Origin of the sequence: Collimonas sp. OK307 (assembly GCF_900113705.1) — a bacterium.
Taxonomy (GTDB): domain Bacteria; phylum Pseudomonadota; class Gammaproteobacteria; order Burkholderiales; family Burkholderiaceae_D; genus Collimonas.
Window position 1 is genome coordinate 83,935 of the sequence record NZ_FOQI01000018.1, and the last position, 16,278, is coordinate 100,212.

Annotated in this window: 10 protein-coding genes and 4 pseudogenes; 7 read left to right on the forward strand and 7 right to left on the reverse strand. The window is 57.1% G+C overall.

The window, feature by feature from the left end:
• Positions 1 to 140: 140 nt before the first annotated feature.
• Together BM205_RS20305 and BM205_RS20310 are read left to right on the forward strand one after the other, a co-directional pair.
• Positions 141 to 1,823 (forward strand): long-chain-fatty-acid--CoA ligase, encoded by a 1,683-nt coding sequence (locus tag BM205_RS20305; RefSeq protein WP_092416681.1) that lies wholly within the window; start codon positions 141 to 143, stop codon positions 1,821 to 1,823.
• A gap of 64 nt (positions 1,824 to 1,887) precedes the next feature.
• Positions 1,888 to 2,838, forward strand: a complete 951-nt coding sequence (locus tag BM205_RS20310; RefSeq protein WP_092416682.1) for an alpha/beta hydrolase — start codon at positions 1,888 to 1,890, stop codon at positions 2,836 to 2,838.
• Here BM205_RS20310 and BM205_RS20315 read toward each other — a convergent pair.
• Positions 2,835 to 4,334 (reverse strand): MocR-like pyridoxine biosynthesis transcription factor PdxR, encoded by a 1,500-nt coding sequence (locus BM205_RS20315; protein WP_092416697.1) that lies wholly within the window; start codon positions 4,332 to 4,334, stop codon positions 2,835 to 2,837. The genes BM205_RS20310 and BM205_RS20315 overlap by 4 nt on opposite strands.
• 168 nt (positions 4,335 to 4,502) lie before the next feature.
• Between BM205_RS20315 and BM205_RS20320 the strand changes: the two are divergent.
• Positions 4,503 to 5,213: pseudogene (locus BM205_RS20320) on the forward strand (GNAT family N-acetyltransferase); the annotation flags it as partial.
• Between the two features lie 56 nt (positions 5,214 to 5,269).
• Here BM205_RS20320 and BM205_RS20325 read toward each other — a convergent pair.
• The 6 genes and pseudogenes from BM205_RS20325 to BM205_RS24795 form a co-directional block, all read right to left on the reverse strand.
• Positions 5,270 to 5,734, reverse strand: a complete 465-nt coding sequence (locus BM205_RS20325; RefSeq protein ID WP_092416684.1) for a hypothetical protein — start codon at positions 5,732 to 5,734, stop codon at positions 5,270 to 5,272.
• A gap of 67 nt (positions 5,735 to 5,801) precedes the next feature.
• Positions 5,802 to 6,290, reverse strand: coding sequence for a hypothetical protein (locus BM205_RS20330; protein WP_092416685.1), 489 nt, complete (start codon positions 6,288 to 6,290; stop codon positions 5,802 to 5,804).
• A gap of 64 nt (positions 6,291 to 6,354) precedes the next feature.
• Positions 6,355 to 8,331 carry a phosphocholine-specific phospholipase C gene (locus tag BM205_RS20335; protein ID WP_092416686.1) on the reverse strand — a complete coding sequence of 659 codons (1,977 nt, stop codon included), beginning with the start codon at positions 8,329 to 8,331 and terminating at the stop codon, positions 6,355 to 6,357.
• A gap of 91 nt (positions 8,332 to 8,422) precedes the next feature.
• A pseudogene (locus BM205_RS20340) lies at positions 8,423 to 9,979 on the reverse strand (S10 family peptidase); the annotation flags it as partial.
• Positions 9,980 to 10,102: 123 nt separating this feature from the next.
• A complete protein-coding gene (locus tag BM205_RS20345) occupies positions 10,103 to 11,686 on the reverse strand; it encodes a S53 family peptidase (protein WP_092416688.1) in 1,584 nt (527 codons plus the stop codon).
• A 162-nt stretch (positions 11,687 to 11,848) separates the two neighbouring features.
• Positions 11,849 to 11,968, reverse strand: a pseudogene (locus tag BM205_RS24795) (LysR family transcriptional regulator); the annotation flags it as partial.
• A 237-nt stretch (positions 11,969 to 12,205) separates the two neighbouring features.
• Between BM205_RS24795 and BM205_RS20355 the strand changes: the two are divergent.
• The 4 genes and pseudogenes from BM205_RS20355 to BM205_RS20370 form a co-directional block, all read left to right on the forward strand.
• Positions 12,206 to 12,634, forward strand: coding sequence for a TOBE domain-containing protein (locus BM205_RS20355; RefSeq protein ID WP_092416689.1), 429 nt, complete (start codon positions 12,206 to 12,208; stop codon positions 12,632 to 12,634).
• 332 nt (positions 12,635 to 12,966) lie between these two features.
• Positions 12,967 to 15,120: a carboxy terminal-processing peptidase gene (locus tag BM205_RS20360; protein WP_092416690.1), complete on the forward strand. Its 2,154-nt coding sequence runs from the start codon at positions 12,967 to 12,969 to the stop codon at positions 15,118 to 15,120.
• Between the two features lie 95 nt (positions 15,121 to 15,215).
• On the forward strand, positions 15,216 to 15,740 hold the full coding sequence (locus tag BM205_RS20365) for a DUF1993 domain-containing protein (RefSeq protein ID WP_092416691.1): 525 nt from the start codon (positions 15,216 to 15,218) through the stop codon (positions 15,738 to 15,740).
• Between the two features lie 324 nt (positions 15,741 to 16,064).
• Positions 16,065 to 16,278: pseudogene (locus BM205_RS20370) on the forward strand (IS110 family transposase); the annotation flags it as partial.

Consider the following 16,278-nt stretch of genomic DNA (forward strand, 5'->3'; position numbering starts at 1 on the left):
TACGATTTCAATCAATGCCAAGGAATAAAAGAGAATTTCCCAGAGCGGGTACGCAAAATAAAAATCCGCATCAATTCAGCATATTATTAGTGCGAAGTTAAGCGTCGGACATAACAACATCTCGAGACAAAAGGCAGGTAATGGATAAGATCTGGCTGAAATCGTACCCCAAGGGCGTTCCTGCGGAAATTGACATTTCGCAGTACCACTCACTGGTGCATTTAATGGAAGAGTCTTTCCGTAAATTCGGTGCACGCAACGCTTACGCCTGCATGGGAAAGTTCCTGACCTACGCCGAGGTGGATGACTATTCAAAAAAGCTGGCGGCCTGGCTGCAGGGCAGAGGCCTGAAAAAAGGGGCGCGCGTTGCCGTCATGATGCCGAACGTGTTGCAGTACCCGATCACCGTGGTCGCCATCTTGCGTGCCGGTTACACGGTGGTCAATGTCAACCCGCTGTACACACCGCGTGAACTCGAACATCAGCTGATTGATTCAGGCTCGGAAGCGCTGATCGTCCTGGAAAATTTTGCCGTGACGGTGCAGCAGGTTATTGCCAAAACCCAGGTAAAACACGTTGTTGTCGCCAGCATGGGCGATCTGCTGGGCGGCACAAAAGGCATGCTGGTCAATTTTGTCGTGCGCAAGGTAAAAAAGATGGTGCCGGCGTTCTCGCTGCCGAACGCCACCCCGTTCAAGGCCGCGCTGGCAGAGGGAGCACGTATGCCGCTTGCTGCGGTCGCCCTGGGGCATGACGACATCGCTTTCCTGCAGTACACGGGCGGCACCACCGGGGTCTCGAAAGGCGCGGTGCTGTCGCATCGGAACATGATTGCCAACGCGCTGCAAAACGACGCCTGGGCTCAGCCGGCATTACAGAAGGAACCGAAGATCGAAGCGATGAGCATCGTCTGCGCACTGCCGCTGTACCATATCTTCGCGCTCACCGTGTGTATGGTGATGGGTACGCGTTGGGGTGCAATGAACATCCTGATCCCTAATCCACGAGACATTCCAGGGTTCGTCAAGGAACTGGCGAAGCATGAATTCAATGTCCTGCCAGGAGTTAACACTTTATATAACGCTTTGCTGAATAATCCGGACTTTGCAAAGCTTGATTTTTCATCACTGAAGATGTGCCCCGGGGGCGGCATGGCGGTGCAACAGACCGTCAACGAAAAATGGCTGAAGCTCACCGGCTGCTTGATCATTGAAGGCTACGGCCTGTCGGAAACATCGCCCACGGCAATCTCCAACCTGTCCGATACGACAGAGTTTTCAGGTTCGATCGGCATACCGATTCCCTCTACGGAAGTCGTGATCCTCGATGACGACGGCCATGCCGTGCCGTTCGGCCAGGCTGGCGAAATCGCGATTCGCGGTCCGCAGGTAATGGTCGGATACTGGAAGCGTCCCGATGAAACCGCGCAGGCCATAAGCGCAGACGGTTTTTTCAAGACTGGCGATATCGGCATCATGGATGAGCGCGGCTACACCCGGATCGTCGATCGCAAGAAGGACATGATCCTGGTATCCGGCTTTAACGTTTATCCGACTGAAATCGAAGGTGTGGTTGCCGCACATCCCGATGTGCTGGAATGCGCATGCATTGGCGTCCCGGACAGCCATGCCGGCGAAGCGGTCAAGCTATTCGTGGTGCCCAGAGTCGCGACGTTGACGGCTGAGCAATTGATGGATTACTGCAAGGAACAACTTACCGGATACAAAAGACCGAAGTACATCGAATTTCGCAGCGAACTGCCAAAGTCGAATGTCGGCAAGATTCTGCGCCGCGAGTTACGCGAAGAAAGGAAAGTTGCATAGATAGTCCGGTCGACCGGCTTGCAATTCTTGCATCCATTTGGCATGAACCTTCAAGTGAATAGAAATGAATAACATAAGTCGACGAACCCTGTTGGGAATTGGCATTGCTGGTGCATCGGCGGCGATGCTCAGCCCGCGTCATCTCTACGCAGCGCCGCTATCCGCTACCGAACAAGAGATCCCGCTCTGGCCCGACGACAAGCCGCCTGGCGGAAACGGTCCTCAAGGAACTGAGCGAACCAGCGCCAAAGGATCCGTCACGAATATCTCTCGTCCGCGCATGGTCGTCTATCGTCCGGAACGTCCCAACGGCAACGCGGTGCTGGTGATTGCCGGCGGCGGATACGCGCATATCGAGCGCGGTCCGGAAAGCTTCCCGGCCGCCCGATGGCTTCAGTCGATTGGATTTACCGTGTTTGAATTGATCTATCGTTTGCCGGGCGAAGGCTGGTCGAATAGTGCGCCGTTTCAAGATGGCCAGCGCGCCATGCGCCTGATCCGGTCGTCAGCGTCGAAGTACGGCCTGAACGCCAACCGCATCGGGATCATCGGATTTTCCGCCGGTGGCCATCTGGCAGGCACCACTGCGGCAGAACCGGATAGCCAGCGCTACCCGGCAATCGATGCGGCAGACCAGCAATCCGCTCGCCCCGATTTCGCCGGCTTGATCTACCCGGTGCTCACCTTCATGCCACCCTATGACAATACGCGGTCGCGCCGTGAGATTGTGGGCAAGCATCCCACCGCTGCTCAAAGCGAAGCTTTTTCGGTGGAACGGCATGTGGGAAACAGGATGCCGCCGACCTTTTTAGCGCAAGCCGCCGATGATCCGATCTCTCCGATTCAAAATAGCCTGCTCATGTTCAATGCGCTCAAGGCCGCGCAGATTCCAGCGGAAATGCACATTTTCCAAGAGGGTGGCCATGGCTGGGGATTGGGGAAAACCGGGAGCCCGGTGCACGCATGGCCGGCTTTGTTCGAGACTTGGATTGCCGGAACAAGTACAGCAACCTAAGACATCTCTGCGGCCTGAATCAATTGCGAAAGCCGGTGGACCAAAGGCGCGAACAGTTCCGCCGACGTATTGCCGTATCCCAGCACCAAGCCGTTATCCCCGGCCATAGGGCACAACGCAAAACCCGATAACGGAGACGGCGCGATGCCGTAACGCCGGGCGGCCTCGGCGATCTTGCGGTCGGGATAACGCGCGGGCAATCGCACAGTCAGATGCAATCCGCAATGCCCGCCTTCGATGACATACGGCAGCAGCAAGTGCCGAGTCAGCGCCTCGCGCAGCGCTTGCTGGCGGTCGCGATACAGGCGGCGCATGCGGCCCAGGTGGCGGCTGAACTGGCCGCTTTCGATGAACTCGGCCAGCGCCAGCTGTTCGTAGCGATGGCCGCCACGCAGCATTTCTTCCAGCGATGCCTGCATCTCCGCGGCCAGCGCTTCCGGCAGGACCAGAAAACCCATCCGCAACGACGGAAACATGGTCTTGCTGAACGTGCCGACGTACAGCACGGGCGCCTGCGTCACCAGCCCTTGCATGGCGCCGATGGATTCGCCGGCGTGGCGGAATTCGCTGTCGTAATCGTCTTCGATGATCCATGCGCCGTGGCGTTGCGCTTGCGCGATCAGTTCCAGACGGCGCGCCGCGGTCAACACGGCGCCGGTCGGATACTGATGCGACGGCGTGGTGTAGATCAGGCGTGGCGGCTGAGACTGCCAATCGTTTTCGGTTGCGATCAAGCCGTCGGCGTCGACGCGCATTGGCACTATGCGCAGGTCGCCCGCATGCATCGCGGCCTTTGCCCCGCGATAACCTGGATCCTCAACCCATGCCGTATCGCCGGGGTTGCTTAACAAACGTACGCATAGTGCCAGAGCCTCCTGCGCGCCTTCAGTAATGATGACTTGAGACGGCTCGCAGCGTACCCCGCGAGCGACACCCAGATGACGTGCGATAGAGGCGCGCAACGCCGGCTCACCCAGCGGATCGCCGTAGCCCAGGGCCGCTGGTCCGGCTCGGCGGATAGCGCGGTCTACCCCGCGCCGCCAGGCGGCCAGCGGAAAATGAGACAAGGCCGGGACGCCAGGGCGCAACGTCACGCCGCCATCGGCGCGTGGCACAGTCGGCTGCGTGGTCGGCTTGATATGCGCCAGGCGTTGCGCGATGACGGGTGCGGATGGCGCATTGCCTGTCGTCCGGGCAGAGCGTGGCCGCGCCGGACGCGATAGCGCCGCCACCCTGGTGCCTTGGCGATCAGGTTGCACATACCCTTCCGCAGCAAGAAGGTCGTATGCTGCAGTGACGGTATTGCGCGATATCGACAGCGCCTCGGCCAAGGCGCGCGAGCCCGGCAAACGGCTGCCAGGTGCAAGGCGAGCATCCAGGATAGCTTCCTTGATGCGATGGTGCAGCTGGCGTTGCATGGGCGCCGCATCGCGGTGCTTGTCCAGCGGAGCCTCGAGTAAAACCTGTGGCACCAGAGCTGGGGGAGTCGTCGTCATGGGAAGATCGAGAAAGTGCGAATGTGCCATCGGTATGGTTTGAACATCATTTCGTGGCACTATTAAATACGTACGATGTGGCACTTTTAAAGGATCCACGAAGCGCTTACTGTAGCACATGTCCGACACACGTCCAACTTCATGTAGCGAGGAACCGAGGAACCATCCATGCCAAATATTCTGAATCAATACCAACAGCCAATCGGCGAACTTGTGCCCGACTGGGCCCCACGTGCGCGGCCACCGCGTACCGTAATCGAAGGCCGCTACTGCCGCCTGGAACCGCTGGATCCGCAGCGCCACGCGGCAGACCTCTTTGCGGCCTACAGCACAGCGCCGGACGCGCGCGACTGGACCTATTTGTCGGTCGGCCCGTTTGCCGATGCCGCGAGCTACCGCGATTATGCCGAGCGCGCTGCAGCCAGCCCTGATCCCCTGCACTACGCTGTCATCGATCTCAAGACCGGTCGCGCAATCGGCACCCTGGCCCTGATGCGGATCGATCCGGCTAACGGTGTGATCGAAGTCGGGTTCGTGACGTTCTCGCCACTTCTGAAGCGCACCCCGATATCCACCGAGGCCCAGTATTTGCTGATGAAGCATGCCTTCGAGCAGCTGGGTTACCGGCGCTACGAATGGAAGTGCGACAGCCTGAACGCACCTTCACGCCAGGCGGCCCTGCGCCTTGGTTTCCAGTTTGAAGGAATATTTCGTCAAGCTGTCGTCGCCAAGGGGCGCAACCGCAATACCGCCTGGTTCGCCATATTGGACGGCGAGTGGCCTGCGTTGCGCGCGGCCTTTGAGAAATGGCTGGCGCCGGAGAATTTCGATGCGCAAGGGCAGCAGCGGACATCGCTGGCGGAGATGCGCGACGCCAAAGTTACCTAGGCGCCCCTGCTGCGTGACGCTTCCCTGGCGCGGCTGGCTGGAATGGCTTACCGTCCCGGGGACTGATCTTGCCGGAGCAATTCATAGGCATCCATACGTCCAATCGTGCGTTCGATGAGACAATACTTCCTGGTATTTTCTCTTTCTATCGGCACGGTCTTGTTATCAGCCTGGATTGAACAATCCAGCAGGATCGTCTTCTTCCACTCCACAAAATCATCGGCAAGCTGCTGTTTTTTTGCACCTGCCAACGACTGCGATATCGATTGATGCAGAGCTACGACAGCTTTGCTTTGCAGGTTCAATTCGTCGCTCAGGCAAGCTGATTTCGATTTCTCGCTTGTGTTGGCGGCGGCGAGACAGGTTTTGAATCCGTTCGAAAAGTCGTGACTTCCTGTCGCTGCGATTGAAGCTAGCGGAACAAAAAACATGGCCGCAGCAAAAAAAATGAAATGGTGCTTCATGGCATCGTCCTGATGGAAATCCAAATGGATGTAATCGTCTTCTCCCATAAGAATGCCACGAGCCGGATTTCCACGCTCGACAAACTGGTTCAGCCATGGTGCGGCCAGTGAACCGTCAGTTTGTATTGGAAGACGGATCCGGCAACGCCGTCCTCATTTCCGGCGCTGTGGCGCCGTCACTGGCGCCATGACTATCCGTCAACACCCGGGTCTGCGCGATTTGACCACAACGCAATACGACGGCATTGCCTGCGATTTTTTCCAGCAACAGATTGCCGTCAAACATTTGCGCCTCAGCGACAATAAGTGAACCGCGCGTCTCATTGTTGAGCACGGCGAAACCGGCTTGCCGATAGCCGCCCGCTCCGAGGCTGATAAGCCGCCATGAATTCAAGCGTTCTGCGGAACAATCCGTAGCGACACTGCCTGCGGCGACTGGCTGTATCGGCATGGCGTGACCGGGCGTGATTGCAGCAGCGCCGCTGGCTGGCAACAGCACTATGGCAGAGCGGGGCAACATATCCGGGGCGGTCAGGTATACCAGCAAGGCAATGAATATGATTCCTGCCAAGCCTATCCCCAACGCAAATTTTTTCTCATTCATTACTGCACCTTGCTCTCGAGCCGGTGCTATCGGCGATGCGACAGCCCCGGCTCCGCCTATGAACCTACCAGCGCAACACCGGCGGCCGCGTCAAGCCTTGCTGTCCTTCGGTGTAACCCACCATGGATTGCATGAAATTGCTGTCGCCGCTTAAGCTTATCTTCACATCGTACCAACCGCCGGTGGTAGCGAATTGCACCGTGGCAGTCTGCCTGGGCGCCACCGTGATGGTCTGGGTGGTGACGCTGCCGGAGGTGATACGGTCCAGCAGCGTGAACACCGCAGTATTCGTGGTGCCGCTATTGTCGAACAGGATACTGACCGCCTGTCCTACGCCGTTGTTGGTCAACTTCACCTGTGGTTCCGGCTGGCCCTGCCATGCCGTTGTGCTGAGATAACCCTTGAAGCGCCGGTAGAATTGATTGGGGCCGATCATCTCCAGATCGTAGTAGCCGCCGCCATAACTGATGACGTGCCAGTAGTCGCTCGATGTAGCGTTAGCGGCCATGGTGTACATCCACGGGTTATCGGTACGGTAGTTGTCGACATTGATTTGCAGCGATGCCGGTTTGCTGCCGCCGTTGCGCCAGTTGGTCCATACTTGCTTGCCGGCGAAATCTTGCGTGAGCCAGCCGTCGAGTTGATACGGTTGCACGCGCAACGGCTTTTGGCCTGCTTCGTATGGCGGCATGACAGTGGCGGTTACAGTCGGCGCGACCGGTGTGGGCAAGGTCTTCTGCGCGTTGGCTTGCGCCGCCAGCGGCACAGTATCAGGCAATACCGGGAATGCTGCGTTGCTGACCGAGAAATCGAAGCAGGAAGTCATGTCGCCGCAAATGTCGCGCCGCCATTGGCCGATGTTGGGGCAAGTCACGCCCGTCCATTTTTCCAGGAACTGGATCGTGGAGGTGTGATCGAACACTTCACTGGCAACCCAGCCGCCGCGGCTCCATGGCGAACAGACAATCGTCGGCACCCGCGAACCCAGGCCGATGGGCACGCCGCTGACGAATTCATTGGCGGTGCCGGCTGGCGGCGTTGGTGTCGTCACATGATCGTAAAAGCCGCCGTTCTCGTCAAAGGTATAGATGAATACCGTCTTGGCCCATACGGCGGGGTTGGACGCCAGCGCCTGCAGATACTGGTTCACGTAATCGACGCCGACATTCGGCGAGCCGCTTGGATGCTCGGATTTTGCCGCCGGGGCGACAATCCACGACACCGCCGGCAAGGTATTGTTGGTGACGTCGTTCTGGAAATCGGCCAGCACGCGCGTCTGCACACCGTTGATGTACAAGGGCGAATTGGTCGGCAGATTCTGGAACTGCTTAAACCATGCCAAAGCGTTGTCGTCGAAGTTGTCGACTTCCTGGTAGGTGCGCCAGGAGATGCCGGCTGCCTGCAGCGCTTCAGGATAGGTTTGCCAGGTCAGCGAACCATAAGTAAAGCCGTTGGTGGTTGCCGGGCCACCGTTCAGCCCTTGCGGGTCGATGGTGCCGCTCATCAGGTATAGCCGGTTCGGATTGGTCGAGGTCCGCGCCGAGCAAAAATAGTTGTCGCACAGGGTGAAGGCGTCAGCCAGCGCATAGTGATACGGAATGTCGTTGCGTGTCATGTAGGTATGCGAATTCATACCTTTGTTCGGAATCCATTTGTCGCTACGGCCCTTGTTCCAGGCTGCGGTGCCCGTATTCAGGTCATGCGGCACATCCGCCAGCCATTGCGCGGAGTTGGTGCTGGAATTCAGGCGCCACGGTGTATACAGGTTGCCGATGCTGTCTGCTTGCGTGAATACGTTGCGGGTGGTGGCCTGGACGGTGGCGGCGTGATCGTCGTTGAAGCCGCGCGCGCCTTTGATGGTGCCGAAATAATGATCGAACGAGCGGTTTTCCTGGCACAGGATCACGACATGGGCAATCGAACCCAAGGTACCGCTGGCAGCGGGCGCGGCCAACGCCTGTTGCACGGCAGGAGGCAGCATGGATGCCCCCATTGCTGCGACAGAACCTTTGAGAAATTTTCTACGGCTTGCGTGCGTCATATTGTTTCCATAGAGTAAGAAAAGCCCGACTCTATAGGTGAAATATTACGCAACGGTGACGCTTGGGTGACGCGTCGATGACAGTCGATGATCAGGTGGTTTTAAGCGTTTGCAATGCACGGATCCTGGCCATCGCCTGATGGTCGGAAGTCGCCGCATCTATCATCGCCGCCACATCGGCCTTCAAGGCGGTGCGCGATCCGCCGTCCAGGTAGACCATGTGGCCCGACGGATAGAACTTCGCGCTCAGGTTCTTTCGCACGGCGGGATCGACCAGCGGCATTTGCTGCAGATCCATGACGGTCTGGTAGAACGGCGTGACGAAATCGTAATAGCCATTGGCCGACAGCACCTTCAAATCAACGTTCAAGCTCATCGTCGCGGCCAGGTCGCCGGCGGTGTACAAGATGATATTGCCCTTGGCATCGATGCCCTTTTGCGCGCCGGTCGGATCGATATGGCTGAAATCCCAATTCTGGAATGCATGATCATTCAGATCTGTGAAGGCCGAATTCGATGTGAACTTCAAACCGTCGTTCAGGTAGTAGTTCCACATCGCCGTATAAACGCCGGACACCGCCGTCATGGTTGGATCGTTGCCTCCCGAGTTCGGCGAAATATCGGCAGCAATCCCGGTATCGACGCCGGTGACGCGGCCGTCATAAGAACCCAGCGCCAAACCCTGGCTTTGCAACAAACTGATCAGGAACAGCGTCCTGCCGTTGCTGTCGCCGGCCGCTATATCGAGCCCCCAGGCGGTTAGCGTGGTTGGGTCTATGCCGATAAAATCACTCAATTTTTTTAGCGTCGCCGGATCGGATTTTGGAAATTTTTCCAAAGCCGTAGCATAGTCGCTGCGCGCAAACAGCGCCGCGCTCGCCATTAGTGGCGGCAGGCTGGCCGGCGGCGGTTTCAGGTGGGTTTTCTTATGGTACCAGGCGTCGGCTACCGCTGTCGGCAACGCGCCCACCGGATTGCCCGCTTGCGCGTAATCGAGAATCGACGATTGCAGGGTGATGCCGTTCAGGTCGACGCCATCTTCATGCAGCAGATATGCCAGCACGGCGCTACGCGGCGTGCCATACGATTCGCCAAACAGGAATTTCGGCGAATTCCAGCGGTCATTCGCGGTGAGGTAGCGCTTGATGAATTGCCGGATCGATTTTGCATCCTCGTCCACGCCCCAGAAATCCTTGTTTTTGTATGGGGCAATGGCGGCGGAATAACCGGTGCCGACCGGATTGATGAATACCAGGTCGGTCTTGTCGAGCAGGCTGTCCGGATTATCTTCCAGGGTATAGGGCGCCGGTGGCGTGAACCCCGGCATGGAGGTCTTGATGCGCTTGGGCGCAAACGAACCTAGCATGACGAACACCGAGGATGAACCCGGTCCGCCGTTATAGAAAAAAGTGACCGGGCGAGTATTGCGATCGCTACCGTCAACGGTTAACGCCACGTAGAATATTTTTGCGGCGGGCTGTGAATTATCAGCATCGACCGCCACCAGATGGCCCGCAGTCGCCGTGTACGGATAGGTCCGCTTGCCGATCTTTACGCTGTGATGGGTGATGGCCGCGTTCTCGCTCGAATCGGTCACTGAATCGGCCGGCCCGTTACCGTAGGCAGTGGGATCGAAATACGGCTGGTCTAGCGGCGAGCCTTTGGCACGGATCGATGCGAAATTGAAGCTCATGATCACTTCCTTTCCGAGACAATCGTTAGATGCTTGCGAGATGCTGGCAGCTGGCAGCCGGCCGGCTGCCAGCGCACATCAAAGTACGCTGGCCAGTTTCTTGCCGTCGGGGCTGCCCATTCCGGTGCAAGCGTCCCATCCAGGCGCGGCGGCATAGTAGCCGTTGTTACCCTGCGTGACATCATGGAAGGCGGCCTGTTGCTGATACAGCTTCGGATTGACGAAACCGACCGCACTGCCCTTCGCGGTATTGATGCGTGAGAACAGTGCTGCCCACAGCGGCGCCACCGCGCTGGTTCCGCCTACCACCGCATCGCTGCCGTCGATATAGACCTGGTAACCGGTGACCGGATCGGCATTGCCGGCGACGTCCGGCACGCCGCGTTTTAGTAACGGCTGACTCTTGCCGTTGCTATCAGCCAGGACCAGATTCTGCTGCCACGCCGGCAACGCGAAAACCGCGCTGACACCGCCGCCGCCGGCACCACCTTGCGTGCCGTCATTCCAAACCACTTCACTCCCGATCGCATTGCCGGCAACGAGCAGACGCGTGCCGCCGCAGGCCAGCGCATACGGACTGGATGCCGGAAAATCGACATGGTTGCCGCTTGCCACGCCGTCTCCCGAACCGCTGTCGCCAGAGGCTACGCACACCGTCACTCCCATCGCGGCGGCGGCTTGCAACGCTGTGTTGAAGGCTTGCATGGCTTGCTGCGTCCAGCGCGGTTCGGCACTGCCCCAGCTGATAGAGATGACAGATGGTTTGTTGACGTTATCGTGTACCGCGTTGTTGAGTGCGTTGAAAAAACCCGCATCAGTATTCGTCGAAAAATACACGACGATATGCGCTTCCGGCGCCAGCGCCCCGATGATCTCGATGTCCAGCACCACTTCGCCATCTGCACCGTTAGGATCGCCGCTTGGCTGGTTGCCCGGCCCGTTTACCGCGACCGCAGTAACGTTGGGAGGTGCAATGCCGAGTTTTGAAAAATACGTCTGCAGATCGGCCGCCTGGTAGCCACCGCCCAGTTCGATGATGCCGATGCATTGGCCTTTACCAAGGTTATCAGGGAAGTCATACAAGGACGCCAGCTGCGTCGGCAAGAGGGAGGTGGAAACCTTGTGCGCGGCGTAGCGGAATGGCGGCTGCAAGCGAAAATGTGCATGCGCCTGCGGCCGATCGTCAAGGCCGATGACGGCCGTCACGATATCTTGCAACTCGGCAGGAATGTTGACTACACCGGTACGGCCGCGATAGTTGCCAAGATGCGATTCATAACGCTGCAGATCGACATCGAATGCTTGATTGAACTGTGCTACCGAGCCGGACAGGGTGACGCTGCTGCAGGCTGGATTCTCGCGCACCACCTCCAACCCGTGATCGTGCGCAAACGTGGCGACCCTGGCAATGTCCTGTGCCGTGGCGGAAAATCTACGGGCAAATTCTTCACGTGAAAGATGTGCTGCATGTGATCCTGCAGGCGCGCTTGCACTCTGTTTATCGACGATATCGCACAACTCTTGATCCGCATTGCAGCGCATGACAATCGTCACTTCAATCTGCTCGGAGGGCGCTGCCGCGCCGATGCAGCGAGCTCCGGAAAGGACGGTGCGTTCGCTGCCGGGAAGAGGTATCTTGGGGGACTTCGGGATTTTTGCCATGGCCTCAATACTCCGTGTCTGGTCAACATCTGGTTTCTGTATGACCAAGGTTGGGAGAGACAGTTCATTTCCACCTGGAAATATTCTATAGCGAATATCGCAGCGTGGCCGGGAGAAAGACCGATCGGCCTTCTCCCATTCCTGGCAAAATCAGTCCATCATTAATTCTTGAATCGCGCCCGATAATGCCGGTTGCGAGACGTTGCATGCTTGCGCGGCGCGGCCGAAATGCTTTTCTCGTTCAAGGGTAACCAGGTACGTCAGTTGGCGAATGACATTGATTGCTATCCGGGATTCATTATGTATATGCGAATATAACGCTATTTCCAGATTTCCTATCCGAAACACCTGCAAGACCTCGTCGGCAGACAACGTATTACCGCATGGCTATAGGTATTAACATCAGGATGTGATTGCCATGATTTCGCAGCAAGGTATGATAAAACCCCTCGCCCTTTTCTTTTCCAAGTCCCTGGCTTGGCACCCGACATAATTTCGATATAGCTCAAGGAGTACAAAATGCTGACTAGTGCACGCAACGAATTCGCAGGCAAGGTGACCGCGATTAACGAAGGCGCCGTCAACGACGAAGTGGAGATCACGCTCGCCGGCGGCGACCGCATCGTTGCGGTCATCACCCGGGAAAGCACCAAATACCTCGAACTGAAACCAGGTACGGAAGCACTGGCGCTGGTGAAAGCGCCATGGGTGATTTTGTCCAACCCTGACGCCGGCATCAAATTTTCTACGCGCAACCGTTTGGAAGGCACCGTCAAGGCAGTGAAGACCGGCGCGGTGAATACCGAGGTAACGGTAAGCCTGAACGGCGGCGCTACGCTGACTGCCATCATTACCCAGGAAAGCGCAGTGGCGCTGGGCCTGGCCGCAGGTAAGCCGGCAGTGGCGATTTTCAAAGCTTCGCATGTGATCGTCGGCGTCAAGGCCTGAGTTCGACTACTTCAATTCATTACGGCACCAATCCCCTCGTGCAGCCGCGGCCGTCCTCGTTCCAGAGGGCACGCAGCTGCGGTTCGCTTCCCGCAGCATCTCCGACTTGCCAAATAAATACTATACTGAAAGCATCTGCCGGTTCTGGTGGCAAGTCCACTCAGGAAAACCCGTTTAAGCAAACCTTAAGTAAAGCCAAGTAGAATTAGTCAAATTGAACGCTTGCCTGGCGTGCAGGTCGAATTGCACCATGCTGCGGATCTTCTTGATAAGCGGAAAAAATCAATGCACTTGTTGCTCAAATCATCACCGAACATCGAATTGAAGGTTATATGCGCCTAAGAAATACTCTGTTATGTGTACTGTTGGCAATTTCCACCGCCGCCCATGCGTTGGAAGCCGGGCCACCTCCAGTCCTGGCGCCACAGCAGCAGCAAGCGCAAGCGGCTCACCTGAGCGCGCAATTCCTGAGCCGTTTCCACTACAAACCGGTGCCGCTGGACGACGCCTTGGCTGCGAAGATCATCACTCGCTATATCAAATTGCTCGACCCGGAAAAATTCTTTTTCACACAAGCGGATATCGATCAGTTTACAGCCCAGCAAAGTAAACTCGACGATGCGATCTATCGCGAAGACCTGCAAATTCCTTTCTCCATTTTCAACGTGTATCAGCAACGCATCGTCGAACGCCTGACCTATGCGCGCGAATTGCTCAAGCAAGGTTTCGACTTTACCCAGAAAGAAGATTATTCCTTCGTGCGCGATAAGGAACCATGGCCGACAACCACCGCAGACAGTCGTGAGCTGTGGCGCAAGCGTGTCAAGAACGACTGGCTGCGCCTGAAGCTTGCCGGCAAGAAGGACCAGGCGATTCGCGATACGCTCAGCAAGCGTTACGAAAATTCCCTGACGCGCGCCTATCGGTATAAGAGTGACGACGTGTTCCAGATTTTCATGAACGCGTATGCGACATCGATCGAACCGCATACCGATTATCTGGGCACCACCGCAGCGGCAGATTTCGATATTTCCATGAAGCTGTCCCTGGTCGGCATTGGCGCCGTACTCCAGGAACGGGATGAATACACGACCATACGCGAACTGGTGGCAGGCGGTCCGGCGCAATTGTCCGGCAAGCTTGCGGTCGGCGACCGGATTGTCGGCGTGGCGCAAGGTGAAAAGGGCGCCATGACAGATGTGGTCGGCACGCGGATTGACGACGTCGTCAAACAGATTCGCGGCGCCAAGGACACGGTAGTGCGCCTGGACATTTTGCCGGCCGATGCCGGTCCGGATGGCAAGCACAAGCTGATCAGCCTGGTGCGTAACAAGATCAGCCTGGAGCAACAGGCGGCAAAGAAAACCATCATCACCACCAAGAACGGCGACGTCACCCGCAAAGTGGGCGTGATTACCCTGCCCGCTTTCTATGAAGATTTTGACGCGCGGCGCAAGGGCGACAAGAATTTCAGGAGCGCCAGCCGCGATGTGGCGGCACTCCTGGCCGACCTGAAAAAGGAAAAGGTCGACAGCGTCCTGATCGATTTGCGTAACAACGGTGGTGGTTCGCTGACTGAAGCGGTCGACCTGACCGGGCTGTTTGTCGGCAAGGGCCCGATCGTGCAGCAGCGCAATGCGCGCGGCGACGTCAACGTCGAAGCCGATGACCGTCCTACTCCAGCCTGGACCGGCCCGCTGGCAGTACTGATCAATCGCGGTTCGGCCTCGGCTTCGGAAATTTTTGCTGCGGCAATCCAGGACTATGGCCGTGGCATCATCGTCGGCGAAGGCAGTTTTGGCAAAGGCACCGTGCAGACCATGGTCAATCTTGACGAGCTGACGCATAACGACAAACCGAAGTACGGTGAACTGAAGATGACCATCGCGCAATTTTTCCGGATCAACGGCGGCACCACCCAGCTGCGCGGCGTAACGCCTGACATCAGCTTGCCCGGCTTCTCCGATACCGAGGCTTTTGGCGAATCGAGTTACGATAACGCGCTGCCGTGGTCGCAAGTGAAGGCAGCGGATTATGTGCCTTACGGTGATTTGAAAAGCCTGGTGCCGCAGATCCAGAGCCGGCATGATGCGCGTGTCGAGAAAAACAAGGATTTCCAGCGCTTCGTGGAAGATGTGAATGAGTTGAATGTGCAACGCAAGAAGCGCCTCATCTCTCTCAACGAAGCTGACAGGCGTGCCGAGATGGCCCAGCAGGAAGCGCGTCTCAAGGCGCGCGGCAAAGCTGACGGCGGCGGCGCGAACGACAAGGATGGCGATGCCGACGCAGATCTGAACCGGCCGGACGACGGTTTGCAAGCCAACGAACGCAGTCTGAGTGCGGATATTGCGGCGGAAAAGGCGCTGAAGAATGCGAAAGACGTATTGCTGAACGAAGCGGCGCAGATCCTTGGCGATGAATCGGATCTGCTCAAATCGAACGTCAAATTCGCGGTGCAGCAGCCAGTCAGCGCTAAAGATAAATGATCTTTCCTGCGGGACGATTACTGTAACGGTTGATAGGGTTGGACGACGGATTGACGCTCGCTCCAGCCTGATGCCCTTCTTTTTTGGAGTTCAACATGCAATCCTTGTCGATGTATCAAATTTCCGTTCCTGTGTTCGTGCGTGGGTTGGGGGTGTTGGCTGGGTATCTGGAGAAGGCGGAGGCGTATGCCAAGGCTAACAATATCGATCCTGCGGAGATGATTAACGCGAAACTGGCGCCGGATATGTTGTCGCTGGCGGGGCAGGTGCAGCGGGCTAGCGATACTTCGAAGAATGCGATTGGGCGGTTGTCGGCGATTGAGGCGCCGCGCTTCGAGGATAATGAAGTTACCTTTGCGGAGTTGCAGGAGCGGGTTGCCAAGACTATTGCGTTTTTGGACAGTGCACGGTTGGAGGATTTGCAGGGAAGCGAGACGCGATCGGTGACGTTGAGTTTTGGCAAATTCAAAACTACTTTGCAGGGGGATGCTTACTTGCTGACGTTTACCTTGCCGAATTTTTTCTTTCATATAACCACGGCGCATGACATCTTGCGGCACAAAGGTGTGGCCATCGGCAAGATAGACTATCTCGGACATTTCGAAATAGAGCCAGCGTAGTTAAATGGGGTCAGAGTTTTTTTACGACAGTCGTATCGTCGTAAATTACTCTGCCCCCTTTTAACGGCCCACGGAGTACGTTCGTTGGCGGTCGACGCGAAAATTCTCGTTACTTAAAACGTTTGCTACTCCGTGGATGCATGCCGGGGGCGGCCCGGCAGCCGCTCACTTTCTTTGCTTCGCCAAAGAAATGGAATGGACGCCTCCCCCTAAGGGGCGAAGCTGACAAGACGGGATGGAATACGCAAGGGGTTCTCGCTGTCAACGGCATCATTGTGCCAAAGTAGAGGTTCGCAAAAACCACTTAAGACAGGAGAACCCGAAATGAAGAATACCGTAATTGGTGTTGACATTGCAAAGACTGTTTTTCAGTTGCATTGGGTGGAAGCAGAGACCGGCGAGATCAGGAGCAAGCAGCTCAAACGGGCTGGTTTTCTGTCCCATTTTGCCAATCTGGCACCTTGCCTGATTGGCATGGAAGCCTGCGGTGGGGCTCAACATTGGGCACGCCGATTAATGGAGATGGGGCATCGGGTCA